General features: G+C 71.9%; 23 protein-coding genes. 7 read left to right on the forward strand and 16 right to left on the reverse strand.

Features of this window, described 5'->3' with window-relative positions; all coding sequences use genetic code 11:
- Positions 1–49 precede the first annotated feature (49 nt).
- Complete coding sequence (locus ACQEVU_RS33315) at positions 50–2815, reverse strand: DEAD/DEAH box helicase (protein WP_433330589.1); 2766 nt, start codon at positions 2813–2815, stop codon at positions 50–52.
- Between the two features lie 21 nt (positions 2816–2836).
- Between ACQEVU_RS33315 and ACQEVU_RS33320 the strand changes: the two genes are divergently transcribed.
- Together ACQEVU_RS33320 and ACQEVU_RS33325 are read left to right on the forward strand one after the other, a co-directional pair.
- Positions 2837–3577 carry an HAD family hydrolase gene (locus ACQEVU_RS33320; protein WP_433330591.1) on the forward strand — a complete coding sequence of 247 codons (741 nt, stop codon included), beginning with the start codon at positions 2837–2839 and terminating at the stop codon, positions 3575–3577.
- 127 nt (positions 3578–3704) lie between these two features.
- Positions 3705–4079, forward strand: coding sequence for an Hsp20 family protein (locus ACQEVU_RS33325; RefSeq protein ID WP_433330593.1), 375 nt, complete (start codon positions 3705–3707; stop codon positions 4077–4079).
- Here ACQEVU_RS33325 and ACQEVU_RS33330 read toward each other — a convergent pair.
- The 6 genes from ACQEVU_RS33330 to ACQEVU_RS33355 all read right to left on the reverse strand — a co-directional run bounded on the left by ACQEVU_RS33330 (position 4076) and on the right by ACQEVU_RS33355 (position 8752).
- Positions 4076–4975 carry a diacylglycerol kinase gene (locus ACQEVU_RS33330; RefSeq protein WP_433330595.1) on the reverse strand — a complete coding sequence of 300 codons (900 nt, stop codon included), beginning with the start codon at positions 4973–4975 and terminating at the stop codon, positions 4076–4078. The two genes, ACQEVU_RS33325 and ACQEVU_RS33330, sit on opposite strands and share 4 nt — an antisense overlap.
- 88 nt (positions 4976–5063) lie before the next feature.
- Positions 5064–6002: a twin-arginine translocase subunit TatC gene (gene tatC, locus ACQEVU_RS33335; protein ID WP_433330597.1), complete on the reverse strand. Its 939-nt coding sequence runs from the start codon at positions 6000–6002 to the stop codon at positions 5064–5066.
- A gap of 80 nt (positions 6003–6082) precedes the next feature.
- Positions 6083–6349: a Sec-independent protein translocase subunit TatA gene (tatA, locus tag ACQEVU_RS33340; RefSeq protein WP_433330599.1), complete on the reverse strand. Its 267-nt coding sequence runs from the start codon at positions 6347–6349 to the stop codon at positions 6083–6085.
- A 192-nt stretch (positions 6350–6541) separates the two neighbouring features.
- Complete coding sequence (locus tag ACQEVU_RS33345) at positions 6542–6802, reverse strand: hypothetical protein (protein ID WP_433330601.1); 261 nt, start codon at positions 6800–6802, stop codon at positions 6542–6544.
- A gap of 10 nt (positions 6803–6812) precedes the next feature.
- Positions 6813–7760 carry a helix-turn-helix transcriptional regulator gene (locus tag ACQEVU_RS33350; RefSeq protein WP_433330603.1) on the reverse strand — a complete coding sequence of 316 codons (948 nt, stop codon included), beginning with the start codon at positions 7758–7760 and terminating at the stop codon, positions 6813–6815.
- Complete coding sequence (locus ACQEVU_RS33355; protein WP_433330605.1) at positions 7757–8752, reverse strand: helix-turn-helix transcriptional regulator; 996 nt, start codon at positions 8750–8752, stop codon at positions 7757–7759. The genes ACQEVU_RS33350 and ACQEVU_RS33355 overlap by 4 nt, the downstream gene beginning before the upstream one ends.
- 105 nt (positions 8753–8857) lie before the next feature.
- Between ACQEVU_RS33355 and ACQEVU_RS33360 the strand changes: the two genes are divergently transcribed.
- On the forward strand, positions 8858–9946 hold the full coding sequence (locus ACQEVU_RS33360; RefSeq protein WP_433330607.1) for a DUF3866 family protein: 1089 nt from the start codon (positions 8858–8860) through the stop codon (positions 9944–9946).
- Between the two features lie 562 nt (positions 9947–10508).
- Here the strand turns inward: ACQEVU_RS33360 and ACQEVU_RS33365 are convergent.
- From ACQEVU_RS33365 to rfbA, 5 genes are read right to left on the reverse strand one after another with little or no spacing between them, the layout of a single operon-like run.
- Entirely contained in the window at positions 10509–11090 is a 582-nt protein-coding gene (locus ACQEVU_RS33365) for a hypothetical protein (RefSeq protein ID WP_433330609.1), read from the reverse strand.
- Positions 11087–11308: a hypothetical protein gene (locus ACQEVU_RS33370; protein WP_433330611.1), complete on the reverse strand. Its 222-nt coding sequence runs from the start codon at positions 11306–11308 to the stop codon at positions 11087–11089. Before ACQEVU_RS33370 ends, ACQEVU_RS33365 begins: the two co-directional genes overlap by 4 nt.
- 36 nt (positions 11309–11344) lie before the next feature.
- The gene (pafA, locus tag ACQEVU_RS33375; RefSeq protein WP_433330613.1) at positions 11345–12703 is read right to left on the reverse strand and encodes a Pup--protein ligase; all 1359 of its coding nucleotides are present in this window, start codon (positions 12701–12703) and stop codon (positions 11345–11347) included.
- A 35-nt stretch (positions 12704–12738) separates the two neighbouring features.
- Positions 12739–13338, reverse strand: coding sequence for a dTDP-4-dehydrorhamnose 3,5-epimerase family protein (locus tag ACQEVU_RS33380; RefSeq protein WP_433330615.1), 600 nt, complete (start codon positions 13336–13338; stop codon positions 12739–12741).
- Between the two features lie 56 nt (positions 13339–13394).
- Positions 13395–14264 carry a glucose-1-phosphate thymidylyltransferase RfbA gene (gene rfbA, locus ACQEVU_RS33385; protein ID WP_433330617.1) on the reverse strand — a complete coding sequence of 290 codons (870 nt, stop codon included), beginning with the start codon at positions 14262–14264 and terminating at the stop codon, positions 13395–13397.
- 54 nt (positions 14265–14318) lie between these two features.
- On the opposite strand from rfbA, the gene rfbB reads away from it, so the two are divergent.
- Genes rfbB through ACQEVU_RS33405 form a run of 4 tightly spaced genes read left to right on the forward strand, consistent with a single transcriptional unit; the run spans position 14319 to position 17242 of the window.
- Positions 14319–15311, forward strand: coding sequence for a dTDP-glucose 4,6-dehydratase (rfbB, locus tag ACQEVU_RS33390; protein ID WP_433330619.1), 993 nt, complete (start codon positions 14319–14321; stop codon positions 15309–15311).
- Entirely contained in the window at positions 15269–16153 is an 885-nt protein-coding gene (gene rfbD, locus ACQEVU_RS33395) for a dTDP-4-dehydrorhamnose reductase (protein ID WP_433330621.1), read from the forward strand. The genes rfbB and rfbD overlap by 43 nt, the downstream gene beginning before the upstream one ends.
- The gene (locus ACQEVU_RS33400; RefSeq protein WP_433330622.1) at positions 16150–16554 is read left to right on the forward strand and encodes a DUF2304 domain-containing protein; all 405 of its coding nucleotides are present in this window, start codon (positions 16150–16152) and stop codon (positions 16552–16554) included. Before rfbD ends, ACQEVU_RS33400 begins: the two co-directional genes overlap by 4 nt.
- The gene (locus ACQEVU_RS33405; protein WP_433330624.1) at positions 16541–17242 is read left to right on the forward strand and encodes a glycosyltransferase family 2 protein; all 702 of its coding nucleotides are present in this window, start codon (positions 16541–16543) and stop codon (positions 17240–17242) included. Before ACQEVU_RS33400 ends, ACQEVU_RS33405 begins: the two co-directional genes overlap by 14 nt.
- A 36-nt stretch (positions 17243–17278) precedes the next feature.
- On the opposite strand, the gene prcA is transcribed toward ACQEVU_RS33405, so the two are convergent.
- The 4 genes from prcA to dop form a co-directional block, all read right to left on the reverse strand.
- Positions 17279–18103 carry a proteasome subunit alpha gene (gene prcA / locus ACQEVU_RS33410; protein ID WP_433330626.1) on the reverse strand — a complete coding sequence of 275 codons (825 nt, stop codon included), beginning with the start codon at positions 18101–18103 and terminating at the stop codon, positions 17279–17281.
- Between the two features lie 39 nt (positions 18104–18142).
- Positions 18143–18982 (reverse strand): proteasome subunit beta, encoded by an 840-nt coding sequence (gene prcB, locus ACQEVU_RS33415; protein WP_433330628.1) that lies wholly within the window; start codon positions 18980–18982, stop codon positions 18143–18145.
- Between the two features lie 150 nt (positions 18983–19132).
- Positions 19133–19348, reverse strand: coding sequence for a ubiquitin-like protein Pup (locus ACQEVU_RS33420; protein WP_190257990.1), 216 nt, complete (start codon positions 19346–19348; stop codon positions 19133–19135).
- Positions 19349–19394: 46 nt separating this feature from the next.
- Entirely contained in the window at positions 19395–20912 is a 1518-nt protein-coding gene (dop, locus tag ACQEVU_RS33425; protein ID WP_433330631.1) for a depupylase/deamidase Dop, read from the reverse strand.
- Between the last annotated feature and the right edge of the window lie 222 nt (positions 20913–21134).

The raw sequence follows: 21134 nt of genomic DNA on the forward strand, positions 1-21134 counted from the left end.
TGCATCATTACGGACCCGAAGAAATTTTCCAACTTCACTTGCAGCGTGCTCAGCCCAGGACGCTGTAGGCGAGCACTCCCCGGGTGATGGCGGCCATCGCGAGGCGGGCCGTGCGGCGGATCGGCTCCGGCGCGCCGGAGGCCTCGGCGAGCTGGCCGAGCAGGTCGAGGACCTGCCGCGACCAGCGCACGAAGTCGCCGGCCGGCATGTCGCCCTCGAGGCCGTGGACGCTGCCGAGGACCTTGGTGAGGGACTCGCCACGGGCCCAGCGGTACATCGGCCACGCGAACCCCAGGTCCAGCTCCCGGGTCAGCTGCAGACCCCGCGAGTCCTCGTCGTCGCGCAGGTCGGCCCACAGCTTCAGGGTCGCGTCGATGGCGTCCGTCACCTCGCCGCGCGGCACCGAGGCGCGGTCCTCGGCCTCGCGGCGGGCCTCGTAGACCAGGACGCTGGCGGCCGCGGCCAGCTCGGCCGGGCCGAGCTTGTCCCACACCCCGCGGCGCAGGCACTCGGCGACGAGCAGGTCGGTCTCCGACCAGATGCGGGCCAGCATCCGGCCCGCGTCGCTGACGCCGCCCTCGGCGGTGAGGTACCCGCGGTCGGTGAGCAGCCCGCAGACCCGGTCGAAGGTGCGGGCCAGGGAGCCGGTGCGGCTGGCGACCTTGCCGCGCAGGCCCTCGGTGTCGCGATCGAGGCGCCAGCGCCGCTCGGCCCAGCGGGCGTGCTCCTCGCGCTCCGGGCAGCGGTGGCACGGGTGGCGGCGCAGCGAGGCGCGCAGCGTGTCGAGCTCGTGGTCCTCGGCGGCGGCGCTGTTGCGGGCGCGGGCCCCCCGGCCGCGCTCCGCCGGGGCGACCTCCATGCGGCGCAGCTGCGCGGCGAGGTCGCGGCGGTCCTGGGCCGAGCGGTAGTTGAACTGCCGCGGCACACGGACGCGGCCGATCGCCTCGACCGGGGTGGTGAAGTCGGCGCCGGAGATGCGCCCGGCCCACCGGTCCTCGGTGAGCACCAGCGGGCGCGGCTCGCCGAAGCCGCCGGTGCCGGGGTCGATGACGATCGCGAGGCCCGAGCGGCGCCCGGCCGGGACCCGGATGACGTCGCCGGACCGCAGCCGCTCCAGCGACTCCAGGGCGGCCGCGCGGCGCTGCTGCACGCCCTGGCGGGCGATGGCCTTCTCGCGGTCGGCGATGGCGACGCGGATGGCGAAGTACTCGGCGAAGTCGCCGAGGTGGCAGTGCATCTCCCCGGCGTACGTGGCCATGGTCTCGGTGTTGCGCTGCACCTGCCGGGCCAGCCCGACGACCGAGCGGTCGGCCTGGAACTGCGCGAACGAGCTTTCGAGGAGCTCGCGGGCGGACGCGAAGCCGACGCTGCCGACGAGGTTGACCGCCATGTTGTACGACGGACGGAAGCTCGACTTGAGCGGGTACGTGCGGGTCGAGGCGAGGCCGGCGACGTGGCGCGGGTCGACCTCGGGCGCCCAGACGACGACGGCGTGGCCCTCCACGTCGATGCCGCGGCGGCCGGCGCGGCCGGTCAGCTGCGTGTACTCGCCGGGGGTCAGGTCGACATGGGCCTCGCCGTTGTACTTCACGAGGCGCTCGAGCACGACGCAGCGGGCCGGCATGTTGATACCCAGGGCGAGGGTCTCGGTCGCGAAGACGGCCTTGACCAGGCCGCGCACGAACAGCTCCTCGACGACCTCCTTGAAGGCGGGCAGCATGCCGGCGTGGTGGGCGGCGAGGCCGCGCTCGAGGCCGTCGAGCCACTCCCAGTAGCCGAGCACCTGCAGGTCCTCGCTCGGGATGTGCTTGGTGCGGTCCTCGACGATGGTGCGGATCTCGGCGCGCTCGTCGGGGCCGGTGAGGCGCAGGCCGGCGGCCAGGCACTGCTGGACGGCGGCGTCGCAGCCGGCCCGGCTGAAGATGAACAGGATCGCCGGGAGCAGGCCCTCGCGGTCGAGGCGCTCGACGATCTCGGCGCGGTGCGGGCCGGTCCAGCGGCCGCGCTTGCCGCGGCGCAGGTCGCCGCCGGCGAGCTCGACCCGGCGCAGCATCTCGCGGTGGTAGCGCAGCAGCTCCGGGTGCACGTCGTGCTTCTGGGCGGCCTCGGCGTCGTGGAACAGGTCGAACATGCGCTTGCCGACCAGCATGTGCTGCCACAGCGGCACGGGCCGGTGCTCGCTGACCACGACCGACGTCTCGCCGCGCACGGTGACGAGCCAGTCGGCGAACTCCTCGGCGTTGGACACGGTCGCCGACAATGACACGAGGGTCACCGACTCGGGCAGGTGGATGATCACCTCTTCCCAGACGGCGCCGCGGAAACGGTCGGCGAGGTAGTGCACCTCGTCCATGACGACGTAGGAGAGGCCCTCCAGCGTGCCGGAGCCGGCGTACAGCATGTTGCGCAGCACCTCGGTGGTCATCACCACCACGGGCGCGTCGCCGTTGATCGCGTTGTCGCCGGTGAGCAGGCCGACCCGCTCGGCGCCGTGGCGCTGGACCAGGTCGTTGTACTTCTGGTTGGACAGCGCCTTGATCGGCGTCGTGTAGAAGCACTTGCGCCCCTGCCGCAGCGCCAGGTGCACGGCGAACTCGCCGACGACGGTCTTGCCCGCACCGGTCGGGGCGCAGACGAGCACGCCGGTGCCGCGCTCCAGGGCCGCGCACGCGTCGGCCTGGAACGGGTCCAGCTCGAAGTCCAGCCCGTCGGCGAACTCGGTCAGCGCCGGCCGCTCGCTGGCACTGCGGGCGCGCAACCGGGCCGCCTCGTAGCGGTCTGCGGGGCTCGTTGCAGTGTCCTCGGTACCGCTCACGCCCCCAAGGCTAGGCGAAGCATGCCCGGATCCGCTCATAGGTATCGTGCTGGCGTGCCGGAAAGCGATGAGTCTCTGCCTTCCCGACGACCGATCGAGGCGGTGCTGCTGGACTTCCACGGCACGCTCGCGCAGGTGGAGGACGCGGTGCGCTGGGTGACACTGGCCGCGCAGGGCGTCGGGCGCGACCTGGACCGGGGCCGCGCGACCGTCCTGGCCGACCGGCTCACCACGGCGGGCCGGGCCGGCGGGCCGAAGCCGCAGCGGGTGCCGGCGCACCTGGCCGAGGTGTGGGCCGACCGGGACCTGTCGGCGGACGCGCACCGCGCCTGCTACACGGGCCTGGCCGCGACCGTGGACGAGGAGCTGGCCACCCCGCTGTACGACCGGCTGCTGCTCGCCGACGGCTGGGAGCTCTACGCCGACACCGTGCCGACGCTGCGGGCGCTGCGGGCCGCCGGGGTGCCGGTCGCCGTGGTCAGCAACATCGGCTTCGACCTGCGGGAGCTGTGCGCCGAGCTGGGCTTCGCCGACCTGGTGACCGAGTTCGTGCTGTCCTACGAGGTCGGGCGGATCAAGCCGGACCCGGCCATCTTCTGGCGGGCGTGCGCGGCGCTGCGGGTCGACCCGGAGCGGGCGCTCATGGTCGGCGACACCCCGGCCGACGCGGGCGCGGCGGCGGCGGGCTGCAGCGTCCTTGTCCTCCCGGAGAGTGAACCGGGCAAGGTCCACGGCCTCGGCGGGATCCTCCGGCTGCTCTAGCGCCACGTGTCAAAACCGGGCCGCGCGGGAAACAGTGTCGCAACACCGGCTCTGCGCTTGTCGCGCCGATCCCTCGCGACGACAGTGCATCCAGACGAACATGATTTCTTTGCTGCGGAGGTACGTCATGCCCTTGAACCGCTGGGATCCCTCGAACGCGCTGGCCCGGATGCAGGAGGACATGGCCGGCGCCGCGCACCACGCCCACCACGCCTCGGTGAACACCGCCACCGACGGCGACGACCTCGTCATCACCGTTGAAGGCGTCGACCCGTCCGGCGTCGACGTCCAGGTCTCCGGCGGCCGCCTGACGATCAAGGGCCAGAGCGGCAGCAGTACGTCGGAGAGCGGCGACGTCGCCGGCGGTCACTTCTCGTCGAGCTCGTCCAGCTCGTCCTCGTTCAGCCGCAGCTTCTCGGTCCCGGACGGCGTCGAGCAGTCCGACGTCTCGACCGAGGCGTCCGGCAACGGCGTGAAGATCCGCATCCGCAACGCCGCCTAGCCTGCCGGGGCGAGCAGCGACAGCGCGGCCGGAACACACGTGATGGTCACGGGGAGCGGGCAGATCCGCTCCCCGTCGGCGTATGCGGTGACGCCGTCGCCGGCCAGCTCGATCGTGCGGGCCCGGTGCATCGCGACCCGCCGGTCGTGCACGTGGGTGCCCTTGAGCACCTTCGGGCGCAGCCACATCAGCGTCAGGCGGCCCAGCGGCTCGGCCACGACAACGTCGAGCAGGCCGTCGGTGGGGTCGGCGCCGGGCACGATGCGGAACCCGCCGCCGTAGCTCTCCGTGTTGCCCACCGCCACCAGGACGGAGTCGAACTCGCTTTCGGCGCCGTCGAGGCTCATGCGGTACCGCCGCGGCCGCAGCGTGGCGAGCTCCTCCACGATCGCCCGGTTGTACCGCTGGGGCCCCCGCGGCCACCGGATGCGGTTGGCCCGCTCGTTGACGAACGCGTCGAACCCGGCGGCGAGCACCGCGCCGAACCACGCGCGGGTCCCGTCGGCCCCCTCCAGGCGGGCCAGGTCGATCGCCCGGCGGGCCCCGTCGCGCAGCGCGTCGGCGACCACCCCGGCCGCGGCGACCGGCGACAGCGGCAGCCCGACCCGCACCGCGAAGTCGTTGCCGGTCCCGGCGGGCACGATCCCGAACGGCACCCCGCTGCCGGCCACCGCCTGCAGCCCGAGGTGGACGGTGCCGTCGCCGCCCATGGCCACGAGCGCGTCGCACCCGTCCGCGACGGCCTGCCGCGCCCCCTCACGCACTTCCGCGGCGGTAGCGCCGGACAGCACCGAGACGGCGGCCCCGCCGGCCCCGAGGCGCTCGACGACCGCGGGCAGCAGCGCCGCGCGCCGGCCCTTGCCGGCCGTGGGATTGGCGAGTAACGCGATGTTCACGGCGCAGACTGTAAACGTTCAGCGCCCCGGGGCCTATGGCCGCCGGGGCGCTGAACGGGCAGTTCCGATCCTGCTACGTGATGTCGTCCTACGTGATGTCGTCGTACCCGCGGTCCAGCGGCCGGGGCCGCTCGACGGGCGTGGGCGCGGCCACCGCGGTCGGGGCGTCGATCGGGTCGTAGCCGTCGATCGGGCCGGCCGCCTCGACCGGCTCGACCTCGTAGTCGTCCAGCGAGGACATCTCGTCGTCGTCGATGTTCGCGTACGCCGGGCGGTTGCGGCCCCTGCGCTTGTCGTTGACGAGCGCGAAGATCACCGCCCCGAAGTACAGCAGCGACATGCACAGCGCCAGGAACGTCATGCCGAACGGGTCGGCCGTCGGGGTGGCGATGGCGGCGAACACGAAGAAGATGAAGACCGCGATCCGCCACCAGCCGAGCAGGCGCTTGCCGGTGGCGATGCCGGCGATGTTGGCCAGCATGATCCCCAATGGGAACTCGAAGGCCACGCCGAAGACGAGCATCATGCCGGTGACGAAGTCGATGTAGGCCATCGCCTCGATGAGCAGCGACGTCGACGGCGGCATGAAGTTGACCAGGAACTCGAGGCCCTTGGAGACCACGACGAACGCGAGCACCGCGCCGAGCGCGAACAGCGGCGCGGCGAGCCCGGCGAACACGTAGGCCCACCGGCGCTCGTTGCGGTGCAGACCGGGGGCGACGAACGCCCACAGCTGGTACATCCAGAACGGTGACGCGACGATGAGCCCCGCGTACAGCGAGATCTTCAGCGTCAGCAGCAGCGGGTCGGTCACCTTCATCACGACGAACTGGCACTGCCAGCCGGCCGGCAACGCTCCGTGGTTGGAGTTGCGGACCTGCTTCTCGGACAGTGCGCAGTACGGGTCCTGCAGGATGTGCAGGATGTAGTTGTGGATGAGGTACCCGATGATCACGCCGATGACGATCGCGATCGACGCCCGGAAAAGCCTCGTGCGCAGCTCCCGCAGATGCTCCAAGAGCGTCATGGAGCCATCTGCGGCGCGCGTGAAGTTCGACGGCTGCTTGTTACGCCGCCGTGCGAGGATGCTCACGACCCGAGAGCGCCTCAGCGCTCACGTGCGTGATCGACCGGGTCCACCTGCGGCTTCGGCGACGGCTGGCCATCGGCGATCTGGCCGCTGAGCGGCTGCCGGCCGGACTGCGCCTCCGCCTTGGCGTCCACGTCGTCGTCGGCGAGGCCCTTCGTCTCGGCCTTGATGATCCGCATCGAGCGGCCGAGCGCTCGCGCCGCGTCCGGCAGGCGCTTGGCGCCGAACAGCAGGATCAGCACCACCACCAGAACGATGATGTGCCACGGCCTAACTGCACCCATGTGAAGCCACCTCACTGTATTCGAGCTGCCTCACCCATCGTACTGACCTCGACGGAGTGAGGGCAGAGGCCGGGGGATAGCTGAATGGGGTCCGGCCGCTGAAGTCTTGACGAGTGTTGACGGTGCCGCGCCGGATCGTCAACCATCCGTCCGGACAAAGGTGTCTTTTGCGCAGTTCATCCGCAAGGATTGTTAACTGTTCTCCGCCTGCTTGACCAGCGCGCGCTGCTCGGCCTGCGCCTGCATGGCCTCCAGCTGCGGCAGGATGGTCTCCACGGTCTGCTGCAGCACGGCCAGGCGCGGCTCGACGCGCCGCTGGCCGTCGATCAGGCGGGCCTGCATCGCGCGGGCGGCGTTGTCGAACTCGCGCAGCCGGCCCATGACGCTCACGGCGACGCCGACCAGGACGATCAGCGCAACGACGACGAGACCGCCCGAGATCCACCACAGCACGTGATCGACCTTAGTGCACGTAGGCCGCCAGCGCAGCGTGCGCCTCCGCCGCCACCGCTTCGGCGAGTTGCGCCGGGGCCAGGACCGTCACCTCGGCGCCGAGGCCCAGGACGAAGCGGCGGGCCCAGTCGAGGTCGGAGGCGCGCAGCGACACCGTCCAGTGCTCGCCGGGGCCGCGGACGACCTCTTCGCAGGGGTACTGCTCGGTGATCCACCGCGCGCCCCGGCCGACCCGCAGCGTCACCAGCGGCAGGTCCGGGGTCGGCGTGAACAGGCTCCCGGTGCGGGTGTCGGTCGGCCGGGCCTGCTGCGGCACCCGGGCCGGCTCGTCGAGCTCGGTGGAGGCGTCGATGCGGTCGATGCGGAACAGCCGCACCGCCTGCGCCCGCCGGCACCAGGCCTCGAGGTAGGACCATCGCCCGACGACGAGCACCCGCATCGGGTCGACGACCCGCTCGGTGGTCTCGTCCCGGGTGGCCGTGTAGTACGTGATGCGCAGCGCGTGGCGCCGGTCGACGGCGCCGCGCAGCTCCTCCAGGCGGTCGGTGTTGCCGGGCAGCCGCACCGCGACCGGCGCGTCGGCGAGGTCGCCGGCCGCGTGCTCGATCTTGGCCAGGGCCCGGTGGACACCGTCACCGCCGGTGACGCCCGGCGTCTCGGCGAGCATCCGCAGCGCGACGATGAGCGCGAGCGCCTCGTCGGGCGTGAGGCGCAGCGGGCGGTCGATCCCGGCGTCGTACGTCAGGGTGACGCTGTCGCCGACGAACGCCATGTCGATGAGGTCCCCCGGCCCGTAGCCCGGCAGGCCGCACATCCACAGCAGCTCGAGGTCCTCGCGCAGCTGCCGGTCGGTGATCCCCTGGTCAGCGGCCGCCTCGGCGATCGTGACGCCGGGGCGGGCCTGCAGGTAGGGCACCAGGTTGAGCAGCCGGCCCAGCCGGTCGGCGGAGTTCGTCACGCCGGCACCCCGATCCCCGGGCTCTCGTACGCCGCGGCGACCGCCTGCAGCCGGCGCACGATGCGCTCCCGGACCTCGGGCGGGTCGAGCACGACGACGTCGGCGCCGTAGCCCACCAGCCAGCCGGCGAACTGGTCGGCGTCGCCGTAACTCAGCGTGAGCCGGTCGCCGTCGGGGGTGCTCACGCAGCTCTCCGCCCAGCGCCGCACGCCCGCCGCCCGGCCCGGCCGGGCCAGCACGGTCGCCCGCCCGGTGCGCTCGATCGGGCCGCTGGAGCGGGCGACGTACCCGATCAGGTCGACCTTCGGCGGCGGCTCGTAGGCCCCGCGCCGCCCGATGCGCCGCACGCCGCTCACGATGCGCGACAGCCGGAAGCAGCGCTCGGCGGCCCGGTCGAGGTCGTGGCCGACGACATACCACCGGCCGCGCCAGCACACGACGCCCCACGGCTGCAGCCGCCGCACGCCGGCGGCGTCGCGCTCGGGCACCTCGTAGGAGAACGTCACCGCCTGCCGGTCGCGCACCGCCGCGGTCAGCGGCTCGAACGCCGGGTCGACCGTGACGACCGCCTCGACGCCGAGCGTGGCGTGCGGGTCGACGTCGATCCCGCCGGCCCGCAGCTTCGCCAGCCCGGAGGAGGCCGCCGCGGCGAGCCCGGTCTGCTGCCACAGCCGCGCCGCGATGCCGACCGCCGCCGCCTCGTCGGGCGCGAGCGGGATGTCGGGCAGCGCATACTCGCGCCGGGCGATGCGGTAGCCCTGCTCGTTGTCGAAGATGCTGGCGGTGCCCATTTCGAGGGGTACGCCCAGCTCACGCAGCTCCGACTTGTCCCGCTCGAACTTGCGCTGGAACGCCTCGTGGTCGCGCTCGTCGTTGGGATCGTGCTCGTAGCCCGGCACGATCGCGGCAATCTGCTCCGCGGTCAGGAAGCGGCGCGTGGCGAGCAGGCAGATCACCAGATTGACCAGGCGCTCGGTTCGGGTCCGCGACACGCCAGCGAACCTACCAGCCCGAACGCCTGTTCTGCGTCGCCCACGCGGTGCGCGACCCACGGTCACCGTCACAGCGCGTACCGTCGCTGGGTTACGGTAAGCGCCATGATCCGCTGGCGCTGGGGTACCGTCGTCGCCGCCCGCCACGAATGGCGCGGCAGCCTCGAGCTCGATGTCGCCGTCGACGCCCGCCGCCCGTCCGACCCCCCGTCGGTCCGCGCGCTGGCCTACCCCGCGCTGGTGGGCACCCCGCGCCCCGGCGACCGGGTCCTGCTCAACGTCAACGCCCTCGCCCTGGGCCTCGGCACCGGCGGCTACGCCCTGGTGGTGGCCATCCCGGATCGCCTGCCCGAGGACGTGGACGCGCCCGGCCACGTGGTCAAGGCGCGGTACACGCCGCTGCAGTCGATCGTCCTGGCCGCCGACGAGGAGGCCTCCCCCCTGCGCGCCGCCCTGGCCGGCGCGACGTCCCTGGACGGCCTGCCGGTGGTCGTGGCCGACCTGCACTCGGCCCTGCCCGCGGTCGTCGCCGGCGCGCGGGCGGCCCGCCCGGACGGCCGCATCGCGTACGTCATGACCGACGGCGGCGCCCTGCCCGCCTGGTTCTCCCGCACCCTGGACGCCCTGACCCCGCTGCTGGCCGGCACGGTGACAACGGGCCAGGCCTTCGGCGGCGACCTCGAGTCCACCAACGTCCACAGCGGCCTGCTCGCCGCCCGCCACGCCCTGCACGCCGACCTGGCGATCGTCACGCAGGGCCCCGGCAATCTCGGTACGGGTACGAGCTGGGGCTTCTCGGGGGTCGCGGCCGGCGAGGCGGTCAACGCGGTGGCGGCGCTCGGCGGCCGCCCGGTCGCGGCGCCGCGCATCTCGGACGCAGATCCCCGCCCGCGCCACCGCGGCGTGTCGCACCACAGCCTGACGGCGTTCGGCCGGGTCGCCCTGGCCTCCGCGGACCTGGTGATGCCGTCGGACCTCTCCCCCGAGCTGGCCGGGGAGGTCCGCCGCGCCCTGTCGGCCCTGTGCCCGCCCCACTCGCTGGTCGAGGTCGCCTCGGCGGACCTGGAGCCGTCGCTGTCGGACCTGCCGGTGAAGCTGTCGACGATGGGCCGCTCCTTCGCGCAGGACCGCGCCTACTTCCTGTCCGCGGCCGCCGCCGGCCGGCATGCCGCGGATATGTCCGCCACTTCGTGACGGACATATCCGACATTTCGGTTATGTCCGGGTCGGCGGTCACCGCCTGACCCGGTACCGCACATCCGGCTCCGGCTCCGGCTCCGGCTCCGGCTCCGGCTCCGGCTCCGGCTCCGGCTCCGGCTCCGGCTCCGGCGAGACGATAACGGGCGGCCCGGCTTCCGGCGGGCGGTGGGGCCACGGCAGACGAGGCCGAGGATCCGGCGAGCGGAAGTGCGGGTGGCGGGGCGCGGACGGCCCCGTCCAGCCGGACGGCGGCGGCGGTCCGGACGCCGGCATGGTGTGCCGGTCCCCCGCGACGAGGTCGACCAGGTGCAGCTTCCGGTACGGGTCCGCGCCCTCCCACCGGTTCCTGCAGGGCAAGGCTGCGGCCATCGCGGCCGAGCGCGAAGTCGAGCGGCATGAGCCGGCCGAGGCCGGTGATGCGGCCGAACCAGGGCACCGCCACGGCGCTGCCGGCGCGGCGCACGACATGTCGCGCCAACGCGCGTCACGTCTTCGACGGGGCCGTATTCGCGACCGAGCGGAGCGGGCCCAGGCGCACGTCGCCCGCCGGCGCGGGTCAGGCCTTGGACAGGGCCGTGTTCGCGACCGAGCGGAGCTGGCCCAGGTGGTCGGCGTTCGGCGACGCGGCCACGACCAGGTAGACGGCGACGATGGCCTTGCCGCGCCGGGCCAGCAGCGTCTTCGACTTGTCGCTCAGCGCGGCCTCGCCGACGCCGCCCACCGCCTCCAGCGACGCGATCGTCGACCACAGCTTCTGGGCCTGGCCGGCGTCGGTGAAGGTCAGGGCGACGACCGTGACCTGGTCGCCGGCGCCGCTGCCGAAGGGGCAGGTGCGGGCGTGGGCGTTCAGCCCGATGCTCTGCACCGCCTGGCCGTACTGCGCGACGGCGGCGGCGCCGTCGCCGGGGCTGGGCTCGACCGGCAGGCCCGTGGCCTGCTTGACCTGGGCCGCGGTGATGAGGCCCTGGCACCCGTCGGAGTTGACGACCGGCGGGCGGGTCGGGGACGCCAGCGGCTGGCGCGGCACCTCCCCACCCGACGGGGCGGCGGGCAGGGCGCTGTGCTTGGGGCCGTCGTCGGTGCAGCCGGCCAGCGCGACGAGCGCCAGCAGCGCCGCCGGCAGGACGAGACGCCTCATGCGTAGATCACGATCAGGACGAAGGCCGCGATAATGGCGATCAGGACCAGGGCCAACAGCCAGGTGGGGTACTTCGGGCCCTCGGTCCGGTTGCGCTCGATCTCCTCGCGGATGCGCTGCAGCCGGCGGCCCTGGCGGCTGCGGGCCGGGCGGTCCGGGTTGAAGTCGGCGCCGAGCTTCGAGGGCTTCGGGGGCGGCTGGTCGGGTGCGTCATACATAGCGCGCGCCAGCCTAACCCCCGCCTCCCTCGAACGTCACATGCTCGCGATGAGCCGGTCGACCCGCTCGTCGTAGGCGCGGAACGGGTCCTTGCACAGCACGGTGCGCTGCGCCTGGTCGTTGAGCTTCAGGTGCACCCAGTCGACGGTGAAGTCGCGGCGGCGCTCCTGGGCGTGGCGGATGAACTCGCCGCGCAGGCGGGCCCGGGTCGTCTGCGGCGGGGTCTCCTTGGCCTCGAAGATCTCCAGGTCGGTGGCGACGCGGTCGACCGAGCCCCGCTTCTCCAGCAGGCCGTAGAGGCCGCGGCCGCGGCGCAGGTCGTGGTAGGCGAGGTCCATCTGCGCCACCCGCGGGTGCGACAGCGGGAGGTCGTGCTTGGCCTGGTAGCGCTCGATGAGGCCGAGCTTGGTCACCCAGTCGACCTCGCGCTCGACGTCCTTGTGGTTGCCCGTCTCGACGGCGTTGATGACGCGGCCCCACAGGTCCATCACGCGCTTGGTCGCCGCGTCGGCGCCGCGGCGGTCCAGGAACTCGGTCGCCTTGTCGAAGTACTCCTGCTGGATCTCCAGCGCCGAGATCTCCTTGCCGCTGGCCAGGCGCACCCGCCGCCGGCCGGTGATGTCGTGCGACACCTCGCGGATGGCCCGGATCGGGTTCTCCAGCGACAGGTCGCGCATCGCCACGCCGGCCTCGATCATGCGCAGCACGATGTCGGCGGTGCCGACCTTGAGCAGCGTCGTGACCTCGTTCATGTTGGAGTCGCCGACGATGACGTGCAGGCGGCGGTAGCGCTCGGCGTCGGCGTGCGGCTCGTCGCGCGTGTTGATGATGGGGCGGGACCGGGTGGTCGCCGACGAGACGCCTTCCCAGATGTGCTCGGCGCGCTGGGAGAGGCAGTACACGGCCCCGCGCGGGGTCTGCAGCACCTTGCCGGCGCCGCAGATGAGCTGGCGGGTCACCAGGAACGGGATCAGGATGTCGGCCAGGCGCCCGAACTCGCCGTGCCGGCTGACCAGGTAGTTCTCGTGGCAGCCGTAGGAGTTGCCGGCGGAGTCGGTGTTGTTCTTGAACAGGTAGATCTCGCCCGCGATGCCCTCGTCGTGCAGGCGCCGCTCGGCATCGACGAGCAGGCCCTCGAGGATGCGCTCACCGGCCCGGTCGTGGACGACCAGATCGGGCACCGAGTCGCATTCAGGGGTGGCGTATTCCGGGTGGGAGCCCACATCCAGGTAGAGGCGCGCGCCGTTGCGCAGGAAGACGTTGCTGGAACGGCCCCACGACACGACGCGCCGGAACAGATAGCGGGCAACCTCGTCCGGAGACAGGCGGCGCTGCCCCCGGTAGGTGCACGTGACCCCGTATTCGGTCTCAAGGCCGAAAATTCGCCGGTCCATGTACAGACATTAGCCGCCTGAGGCCGGTTTCGAACCTATTGGGAGCGGAGACTTTCCGTATAACCCTGGCAGGTGGCGTAGTCCGGCAGGCGGCCCTCGCCGAGCATCTCGGCCAGCGACGGCGACGCGGCGTCGCGGGCCGACAGGGTCGGGTCGGCCGCGGGCCACGCGATGGCCAGATCCGGGTCCAGCGGGTGGATGCCGTGCTCGCCGGTCGGGTTGTAGGTCTCCGACACCAGGTACGTCAGCGTGGCGTCGTCGGTGAGCGCGCAGAACCCGTGCCCGAGGCCCTCCGAGACGTACACCGCCCGGCGCTCGATGTCGTCGAGCTGGACGCCCTCCCAGCGGCCGAATGTCGGGGATCCGACGCGGATGTCCACGATGACGTCGAGGACGGCGCCGCGGGTGCACATGACGTACTTCGCCTGCCCCGGCGGCACGTCCGCGAAGTGGATGCCGCGCACCACCCCGCGCGCGCTGACCGAGAGGTTGCCCTGCGCCAGCCGCAGCGGGTGGCCGATCTCGGCCTCGAGGTGGTCGAAGCGGTAGAACTCCGTGAACAGGCCGCGGGGGTCACCGCGCAGGACGGGACTGATCTCCCAGGCTCCGCCGATCGAGAGCTGTCGGAACTTCACGTGCTGACTCCGTAGCGTGTCGGTCGTGTGTGGCGGTGCGATTGTGCGCGGGCCGCTCAACTCTTCCAATCGAGAAGATGGAGCAGGTATTCGCCGTATCCGCTCTTGCGCAACGGCTCGGCGAGGTCGGCCAGCTGCCCGTCGGTGATGAGCCCGGCCCGCCAGCAGGCCTCCTCGACGCAACCGATCTTGAAGCCCTGCCGCTCCTCGATGACGCGCACGAACTCGGCGGCCTGCACCATCGTGTTGAAGGTACCCGTGTCCAGCCACGCCGTGCCCCGGTCCAGCACGACCACGTGCAGTTCATCCCGATCGAGGTAGGCCGCGTTGACGGCGGTGATCTCCAGCTCGCCGCGGTCGCTGGGCTTGAGGTCGCGGGCGATCTGCACGACGCGGTTGTCGTAGAAGTACAGGCCGGGGACCGCGTAGCGGCTCTTGGGCTTGACCGGCTTCTCCTCGATGGACAGCACCCGGCCGTCCGGCGCGAACTCGACCACGCCGTAGTCCTGCGGGTTGGCCACCGGGTAGGCGAAGACCCGGCCGCCCTTGACGTCGGCGTTGTCGGCGAGGCGCTGGCCGAGCGCGGCGCCGTGGAAGATGTTGTCGCCGAGCACCAGCGCCACGCTGTCATCGCCGATGAAGTCGGCGCCGATGACGAACGCCTGGGCCAGGCCCTCGGGGCGGGGCTGGGCGGCGTACGACAGCCGCAGGCCCCACTGGGAACCGTCGCCGAGCAGCCGCTGGAACTGCTCCTGGTCCTCCGGCGTGGTGATGACGAGGATCTCGTGGATGCCCGCCATCACCAGCGTGGTGAGCGGGTAGTAGATCATCGGCTTGTCGAAGACGGGCATCAGCTGCTTCGACACGGCCCGGGTCAGGGGCCACAGACGTGAGCCGGTCCCACCGGCGAGGATGATGCCACGCACCTGGGTCACCTTACGGGGTCCGCGGCCGCCCGCTTCGACTAGACTCCGGGACCCGTGAGAATCCTCGTCACCGGCGGTGCCGGTTTCATCGGCTCGCATTACGTGCGCACCCTGCTCAGCGGCGGGTATCCCGCGTATTCCGGTGCATCCGTGACCGTGCTGGACAAGCTCACCTATTCGGGTAACCGGGCCAACCTCGACCCGGTGGCCGATGACCCTGCGCTCACGTTCGTGGAGGGCGACATCTGCGACGCCGCGCTCGTCGGGGAGCTCATGCCCGGCCACGACGCGGTCGTGCACTTCGCCGCCGAGTCGCACGTGGACCGCTCGATCCTGGGCGCCGGCCCGTTCGTGACGACCAACGTCCTGGGCACCCAGGTGCTGCTGGACGCGGCCCGGGCCGCCGGCGTCGGGCGCTTCCTGCACGTGTCCACCGACGAGGTGTACGGCTCGATCCAGGAAGGGTCGTGGACCGAGGAGTGGCCGCTGGCCCCGAACTCGCCGTACTCGGCGTCGAAGGCCGGCTCCGACCTGCTCGCGCTGGCCTACCACCGCACCCACGGGATGGAGGTGGTGGTGACCCGCTGCTCGAACAACTACGGGCACTACCAGTTCCCCGAAAAGGTGATTCCGCTCTTCGTCACCAACCTCATCGACGGCGGGACCGTGCCGCTGTACGGCGACGGCGGCAACATCCGCGACTGGCTGCACGTGTCCGACCACTGCGCCGGCATCCAGCTCGCCCTGGAGAAGGGCCGCGCCGGCGAGGTCTACAACATCGGCGGCGGCCGTGAGCTCACCAACCGCGAGCTGACCGAGGTGCTGCTGGCCGCGACCGGGCGGGACTGGGACTCCGCCGTGCGCTACGTCGAGGACCGCAAGGGCCACGACCGGCGGTACTCGCTGTGCCACGACAAGATCAGCGACGAGCTCGGGTACACCCCGCAGGTCACCTTCGAACAGGGCATCGCCGAGACGGTCGCCTGGTACAACGAGAACCGTGCATGGTGGGAGCCGCTCAAGGCCCGGGCGGCCCTGAGCTCATGACGCGATACCTCGTCACGGGCGCCCGCGGGATGCTGGGCCGTGACCTGCTGGCCGCGCTCGACGGCCGGGACGTGACCGCGGCGACCCGCGCGGAGCTCGACATCACCGACGCGGCGAAGGTCCGTGACCTGGTCGAGGGCCACGACGTGGTCCTCAACGCGGCCGCCTGGACCGACGTCGACGGCGCCGAGGCCGATGAACGGGGCGCAACCGCCGTCAACGGTACGGCGGTGGCCTCCCTCGCCGCCGCCTGCGCCGCGACCGGTGCGCGCCTGGTGCACGTCTCCACCGACTACGTGTTCGCGGGCGACGCCACCGAGCCGTACGCCGAGGACGCCCCGACCGCGCCGATCAACGCCTACGGACGCAGCAAGCTGGCCGGCGAGCGGGCCGTGCTCGACGCGCTGCCGGACACCGGCTACGTGGTGCGCACCGCCTGGCTCTACGGCGCGCACGGCAAGAACTTCGTGCGCACGATGCTGCGCCTGGCCGCCGAGCGCGAGTTCGTCGAGGTCGTCGACGACCAGGTCGGGCAGCCGACGTGGTCACGCGACCTGGCCGAGCGCCTGGTGGCCCTCGCCGACGGCGGCGGGCCGCCCGGGATCTACCACGGCACCGCCTCCGGGCGGACGTCCTGGCACGGGCTGGCCGCCGCGGTCTTCGAGGAGGCCGGCCACGACCCGGCCCGGGTCCGCCCCACGACGAGCGCCGCATTCGTGCGGCCGGCCGCCCGCCCGGCCTTCAGCGTGCTCGGTCACGCGCGGTGGGCGGCCGCCGGGCTGGCGCCCATGCGCCCCTGGCGTGACATGCTGCATGACATGGTGCCTGGAGTTGCCCGGTGAAGCTCACGATCGTCACCGGACTGACCGCCCTCGCGGTGCTCGCGTTCATGGTCGAGCTGCTGCGGCGCCGGCAGCTGCAGGAGAAGTACGCGATCCTCTGGCTGTCCGTCAGCGTGCTCATCGTGCCGCTGGCGTTCATGCCGTTCATCACCGACAACCTGGCCAGGCTGCTCGGCATCGCCTCCGGCGTGAGCCTGGTGCTGTTCCTCGGCATCGTGTTCCTGCTGCTGGTGACCGTGCACCTGAGCTGGGAGGTGAGCCGGCTGGAGGAGGAGACGCGCACCCTGGCCGAGGACCTGGCGCTGCTGCGCACCGAGCTCGGCCGCCCGCGGCCGCAGGACGCCACGGCGGCCGACGCCGGGACGATGGCCTCCGGAGACCTGGCCGATGATCAACGGTAAGCGCGTCCTGATCATCATCCCGGCCTGGAACGAGGCGGCGTCGATCGCCGACGTGATCCGGGAGGTGCACGGCGAGCTGCCGTCGGTGGACATCATCGTGGTCGACGACGGCTCCTCCGACGACACCGCGGCCCGGGCCGCCGAGGCCGGCGCGATCGTGGCCCGGCTGCCGTTCAACCTCGGCGTCGGCGGGGCGATGCGCACCGGGTACCGCTACGCCCGCGACTACGGCTACGACGTGGCCATCCAGGTCGACGCCGACGGCCAGCACGACCCGCGGTACATCCCGAAGCTCGTCGACGCCCTGGACGATCACGACCTGGTGATCGGCGCCCGGTTCGCCGGCGAGGGCGGCTACAGCGTCAAGGGCCCGCGCAAGTGGGCGATGCGGATGCTCTCCGCGGTGCTGTCGCGGCTGTCGCGCAGCCGGCTGACCGACACGACGTCGGGGCACCGGGCGGCCAACCGGCGGGTGATCGAGTTCTTCGCGCACTGGTACCCCGCGGAGTACCTCGGCGACACGATCGAGGTGCTGGTCCGGCTGGCCCGCAACGGCTACAAGATCACGCAGATCCCGGTGGCGATGCGGCCGCGGATGGCCGGCACGCCGAGCAACTCCCCCGTGAAGGCGACGATCTACCTGGGCCGCGCGTTCATCGTGCTGCTCCTGGCGATGATCCGGGCCTGACGTGGTGCGGGCCGGGGTCTCCCCCGGCCCGTCGCGTCATTCGGTGTCGGCGGAGTCTTCCTCGGTACCCCCGGAAGCATTGTCCGCCGGGGTGCTGGGCGACGCCGGGGGCTGCGGCTTGTCCTCGAGCCCCTCCTCGACGTCCTCGGTCTTGGCCGCCGCCGGCTCCTCGAGGATCGCCGTCAGCGCCAGCCCGGTGAGGCGGCGGAACGTGCGCCCCGGCCGGGTGCGGTCCAGGACCGCGACCTCCAGCTGGTTGGCCGCCAGCTTGCGCGGCTGGCCGCCCTCGCCGCCGACGCTACCCAGACCCTCAACGGCGAGCTTCAGGGCCTCAGCGAGCGTCTGGTCGGGCCGCAGACGGGTTTTCACGGCGCCGGAGATGGCGTCGGACTGCCCGCCCATGGTGACCAGGCCCGGCTCGTCCTGCACGGAGCCGTCGTAGGTGATCCGGTACAGCTCGTCCTCCGCGGCCGTCGCGCCGGCCTCGGCGACGCAGATCTCCACCTCGTAGGGCTTCTGCTCCTGGGTGAAGATGGCGCCGAGGGTGCGGGCGTAGGCGTTGGCGATCTGCCGGCCGGTCACGTCGCGGCGGCCGTAGGAGTATCCGTGCAGGTCGGCGAGGCGCACGCCGGCCGAGCGCAGGTTTTCGAACTCGGGGTAGCGCCCGACGGCGGCGAAGCCGATCCGGTCGTAGATCTCACTGACCTTGTGCAGGGCGGTCGACAGGTTCTCGGCGACGAACAGCACGCCGCCCTCGTAGCTCAGCACCACGACACTGCGACCACGGGCGATGCCCTTGCGCGCGTATTCCGAGCGGTCCCGCATGATCTGCTCGGGCGAGGCGTAGAACTGCATGGCCACGGTGGCGAGTTCTCCTTCTGCTGGTCTCTACGGGGTTGTTCAGACGCCGGGGTTGTTGGTGCGCTCGGCGATGATCTGCTCGGCCACGGCGCGGGTCTCGTCGTCGCTGAGGCGGCGGGTGCCCTCCACCGTGGCGGTCATGATGACCGGGAAGATGCCCCGCAGCAGGTCCGGGCCGCCGGTCGCGGTGTCGTCGTCGGCGGCGTCGTAGAGCGCCTCGATGGCGAGCTTCACGGCCTCGTCGGTGGTCACGCCCGGGCGGTAGCGCTTCTTGAGCGACGACTTGGCGAACAGGGAGCCGGAGCCGATCGAGTCGTAGCCGCGCTCCTCGTAGACGCCGCCGGCGACGTCGAAGCTGAAGATCCGGCCGGCCTTGTCCACGCTCTTGGCCTCGAGGTCGAAGCCGGCGAACAGCGGCACGACGGCCAGGCCCTGCATCGCGGCGCCGAGGTTGTTGCGCACCATGCTGGCCAGCCGGTTGGCCTTGCCCTCCAGTGAGAGCATGCTGCTCTCGATCTTCTCGTAGTGCTCCAGCTCGACCTGGAACAGCCGCATCATCTCCAGGCCGAAGCCCGCGGTGCCGGCCATGCCGACGAGCGAGTAGGCGTCGGCGGCGAAGACCTTCTCGATGTCGCGCTGGGCGATGAGGTTGCCCATGGTGGCCCGCCGGTCGCCGCCCATGAGGACGCCGTCGGCGCAGGTGATCGCGACGATCGTGGTGGCGTGCGCACTCACGTCGGCCGCCATTCCCGGCGGCAGCGGCCGCCGTCCCGGGAGCAGCTCCGGCGCCACGTTGCCGAGGAACTCGCTGAACGACGAGGTCCCGGCGGCGTGAAACGCGGCGGGCAGGCGCCCTGAGTGGTCAAGACCCGTCGGCAACGGAAGCTCCTCCTAGGTGATGGGTGCGGTGATCGACTGCTGTGTGGCAACAATACGCCGCGGAAGGGCTCGCAAGCGGCGCGCCACAACGCTGTGGGCGAACAGGCGCCGCCCGCCCGGTTGATGACCGGACGGGCGGCGCTGGAGCGGCTACTCGCCGCCCTTCTGCACGTATCCGCGGACGAATTCCTCGGCGTTCTCCTCGAGCACGGAGTCGATCTCGTCGAGGAGGTCGTCGACGTCCTCGCCAAGCTGCTCGACCCGCTCGGCCGTCTCCGGGTTGACCTCAGGCGCGACGACGTCCTCTTCCTCGTCGCGCCGGGACTTCCCGGACTGGGACTGCCCGCCCGTATCCCTCGTAGCCATGACTCATCCTCCTCGGGGGGACCACCAACGAACCGCTGCATCGAACTTACCCGGAAGTGATCGCCTCCAGCAGATCCTTCGCACTCGGGCACTTGTCGAACAGCGCGCCGACGTGTTTCTTCGTCCCTCGCTCGGGCTCCATCATCGGCACCCGAACGAGCGACTCCCGGCCCACGTCGAAGATGACCGAGTCCCAGCTCGCCGCCACCACCTCGGCGGGGTATTTGGCCAGGCAGCGGCCGCGGAAGTAGGCGCGGGTGTCGTCCGGCGGCTCGACGATCGCCCGCTGGACCTCCTCCTCGGTGAACAGCGTCGCCATCGAGCCGCGGGCGACCAGCCGCTGGTAGAGGCCCTTCTCCGGGCGGACGTCGGAGTACTGCAGGTCGACGAGTTGCAGCTTGTGCGACGACCAGCCGAGCGACTCCCGCTCGCGGTAGCCCTCCAGCAGCCGCAGCTTGGCCACCCAGTCCAGCTCGCCGGCGCACAGCATCGGGTCGCGCCCGAGCTTGTCCAGCGCGTCCTCCCACCGGTCGAGCACGTCGAGGGTGATCTCGTCGGCGTCGGCGCCCTGCCGCTCCTCGACGAAGGCCCGCGCCCGCTCGTAGAACGCCCACTGGATGTCCAGCGCCGACAGCCGCCGCCCGTCGCGCATCCGGATGAGGTGCTTCAGCGACGGGTCGTGGCTCACCGACTTGAGCTCCGTCACCGGATCGGCGATGCCCAGGTCGCCCGAGAGCACCTTCTCCTCGATCATCGCGAGGATGAGCGACGTCGTGCCAACCTTGAGGTACGTCGAGATCTCCGACAGGTTGGCGTCGCCGATGATGACGTGCAGCCGCCGGTACTTGTCCGCGTCCGCGTGCGGCTCGTCGCGCGTGTTGATGATCGGCCGCTTGAGCGTGGTCTCCAGCCCGACCTCGACCTCGAAGAAGTCGGCCCGCTGGGAGATCTGGAACCCGGGCCCGGACCCGTCCTGCCCGATGCCGACCCGCCCGGCGCCGCACACGATCTGCCGCGTCACGAAGAACGGCGTCAGGTGCATCACGATGTCGGCGAACGGCGTCTGCCGGCGCATGAGGTAGTTTTCGTGCGCGCCGTAGCTCGCGCCCTTGTTGTCGGTGTTGTTCTTGTACAGGTGGATCGGCAGCGTGCCCGGGATCGTCGCCGCGCGCCGGGACGCCTCGGCCATCACCCGCTCGCCCGCCTTGTCCCACAGCACGATGTCGCGCGGGTTGGTCACCTCGGGCGTGGAGTACTCGGGGTGGGCGTGGTCGACGTACAGCCGGGCGCCGTTGGTCAGTATCACGTTGGCCAGCCCGAGGTCCTCGTCCGCGAGGGCCTCCGCCGGGTCGTAGAGCGCGCCCGAGTAGGTGAACCCGCGGGCGTCGCGCAGCGGCGACTCCTCCTCGTAGTCCCAGCGGGCCCGCCCGTTCTTGCTGAGCTCGGGCCGCGCGCCGTAGGCGTTGACCACCTGGGAGGACGTGACCATCGGGTTGGCACCCGGCTGGCCGGGCACGGACACGCCGTACTCGACCTCGGTGCCCATCACGCGCCGCACACTCATGCCACAACCCTAGTCGCATGACGTGCCACCCGGCTCGCACTGCCCGGGCTGTATTTATTCGTGCTGTGTTTCTGACGCCGGGGGGGCTCCGCTGCGTTCTCTATAGCCGGGGGAGCTCCGCTCCACCCGAACCCCCTCAACACCTGCAGCGGCGCGCTCGCCGACGAATGAGTCCTCTCAGCGGGTCTCGTCCACGACCGATCGATCGTGCCGATCAGCGGC

Origin of the sequence: Dactylosporangium sp. CA-139066 (genome assembly GCF_050936175.1) — a bacterium.
GTDB lineage: Bacteria > Actinomycetota > Actinomycetes > Mycobacteriales > Micromonosporaceae > Dactylosporangium.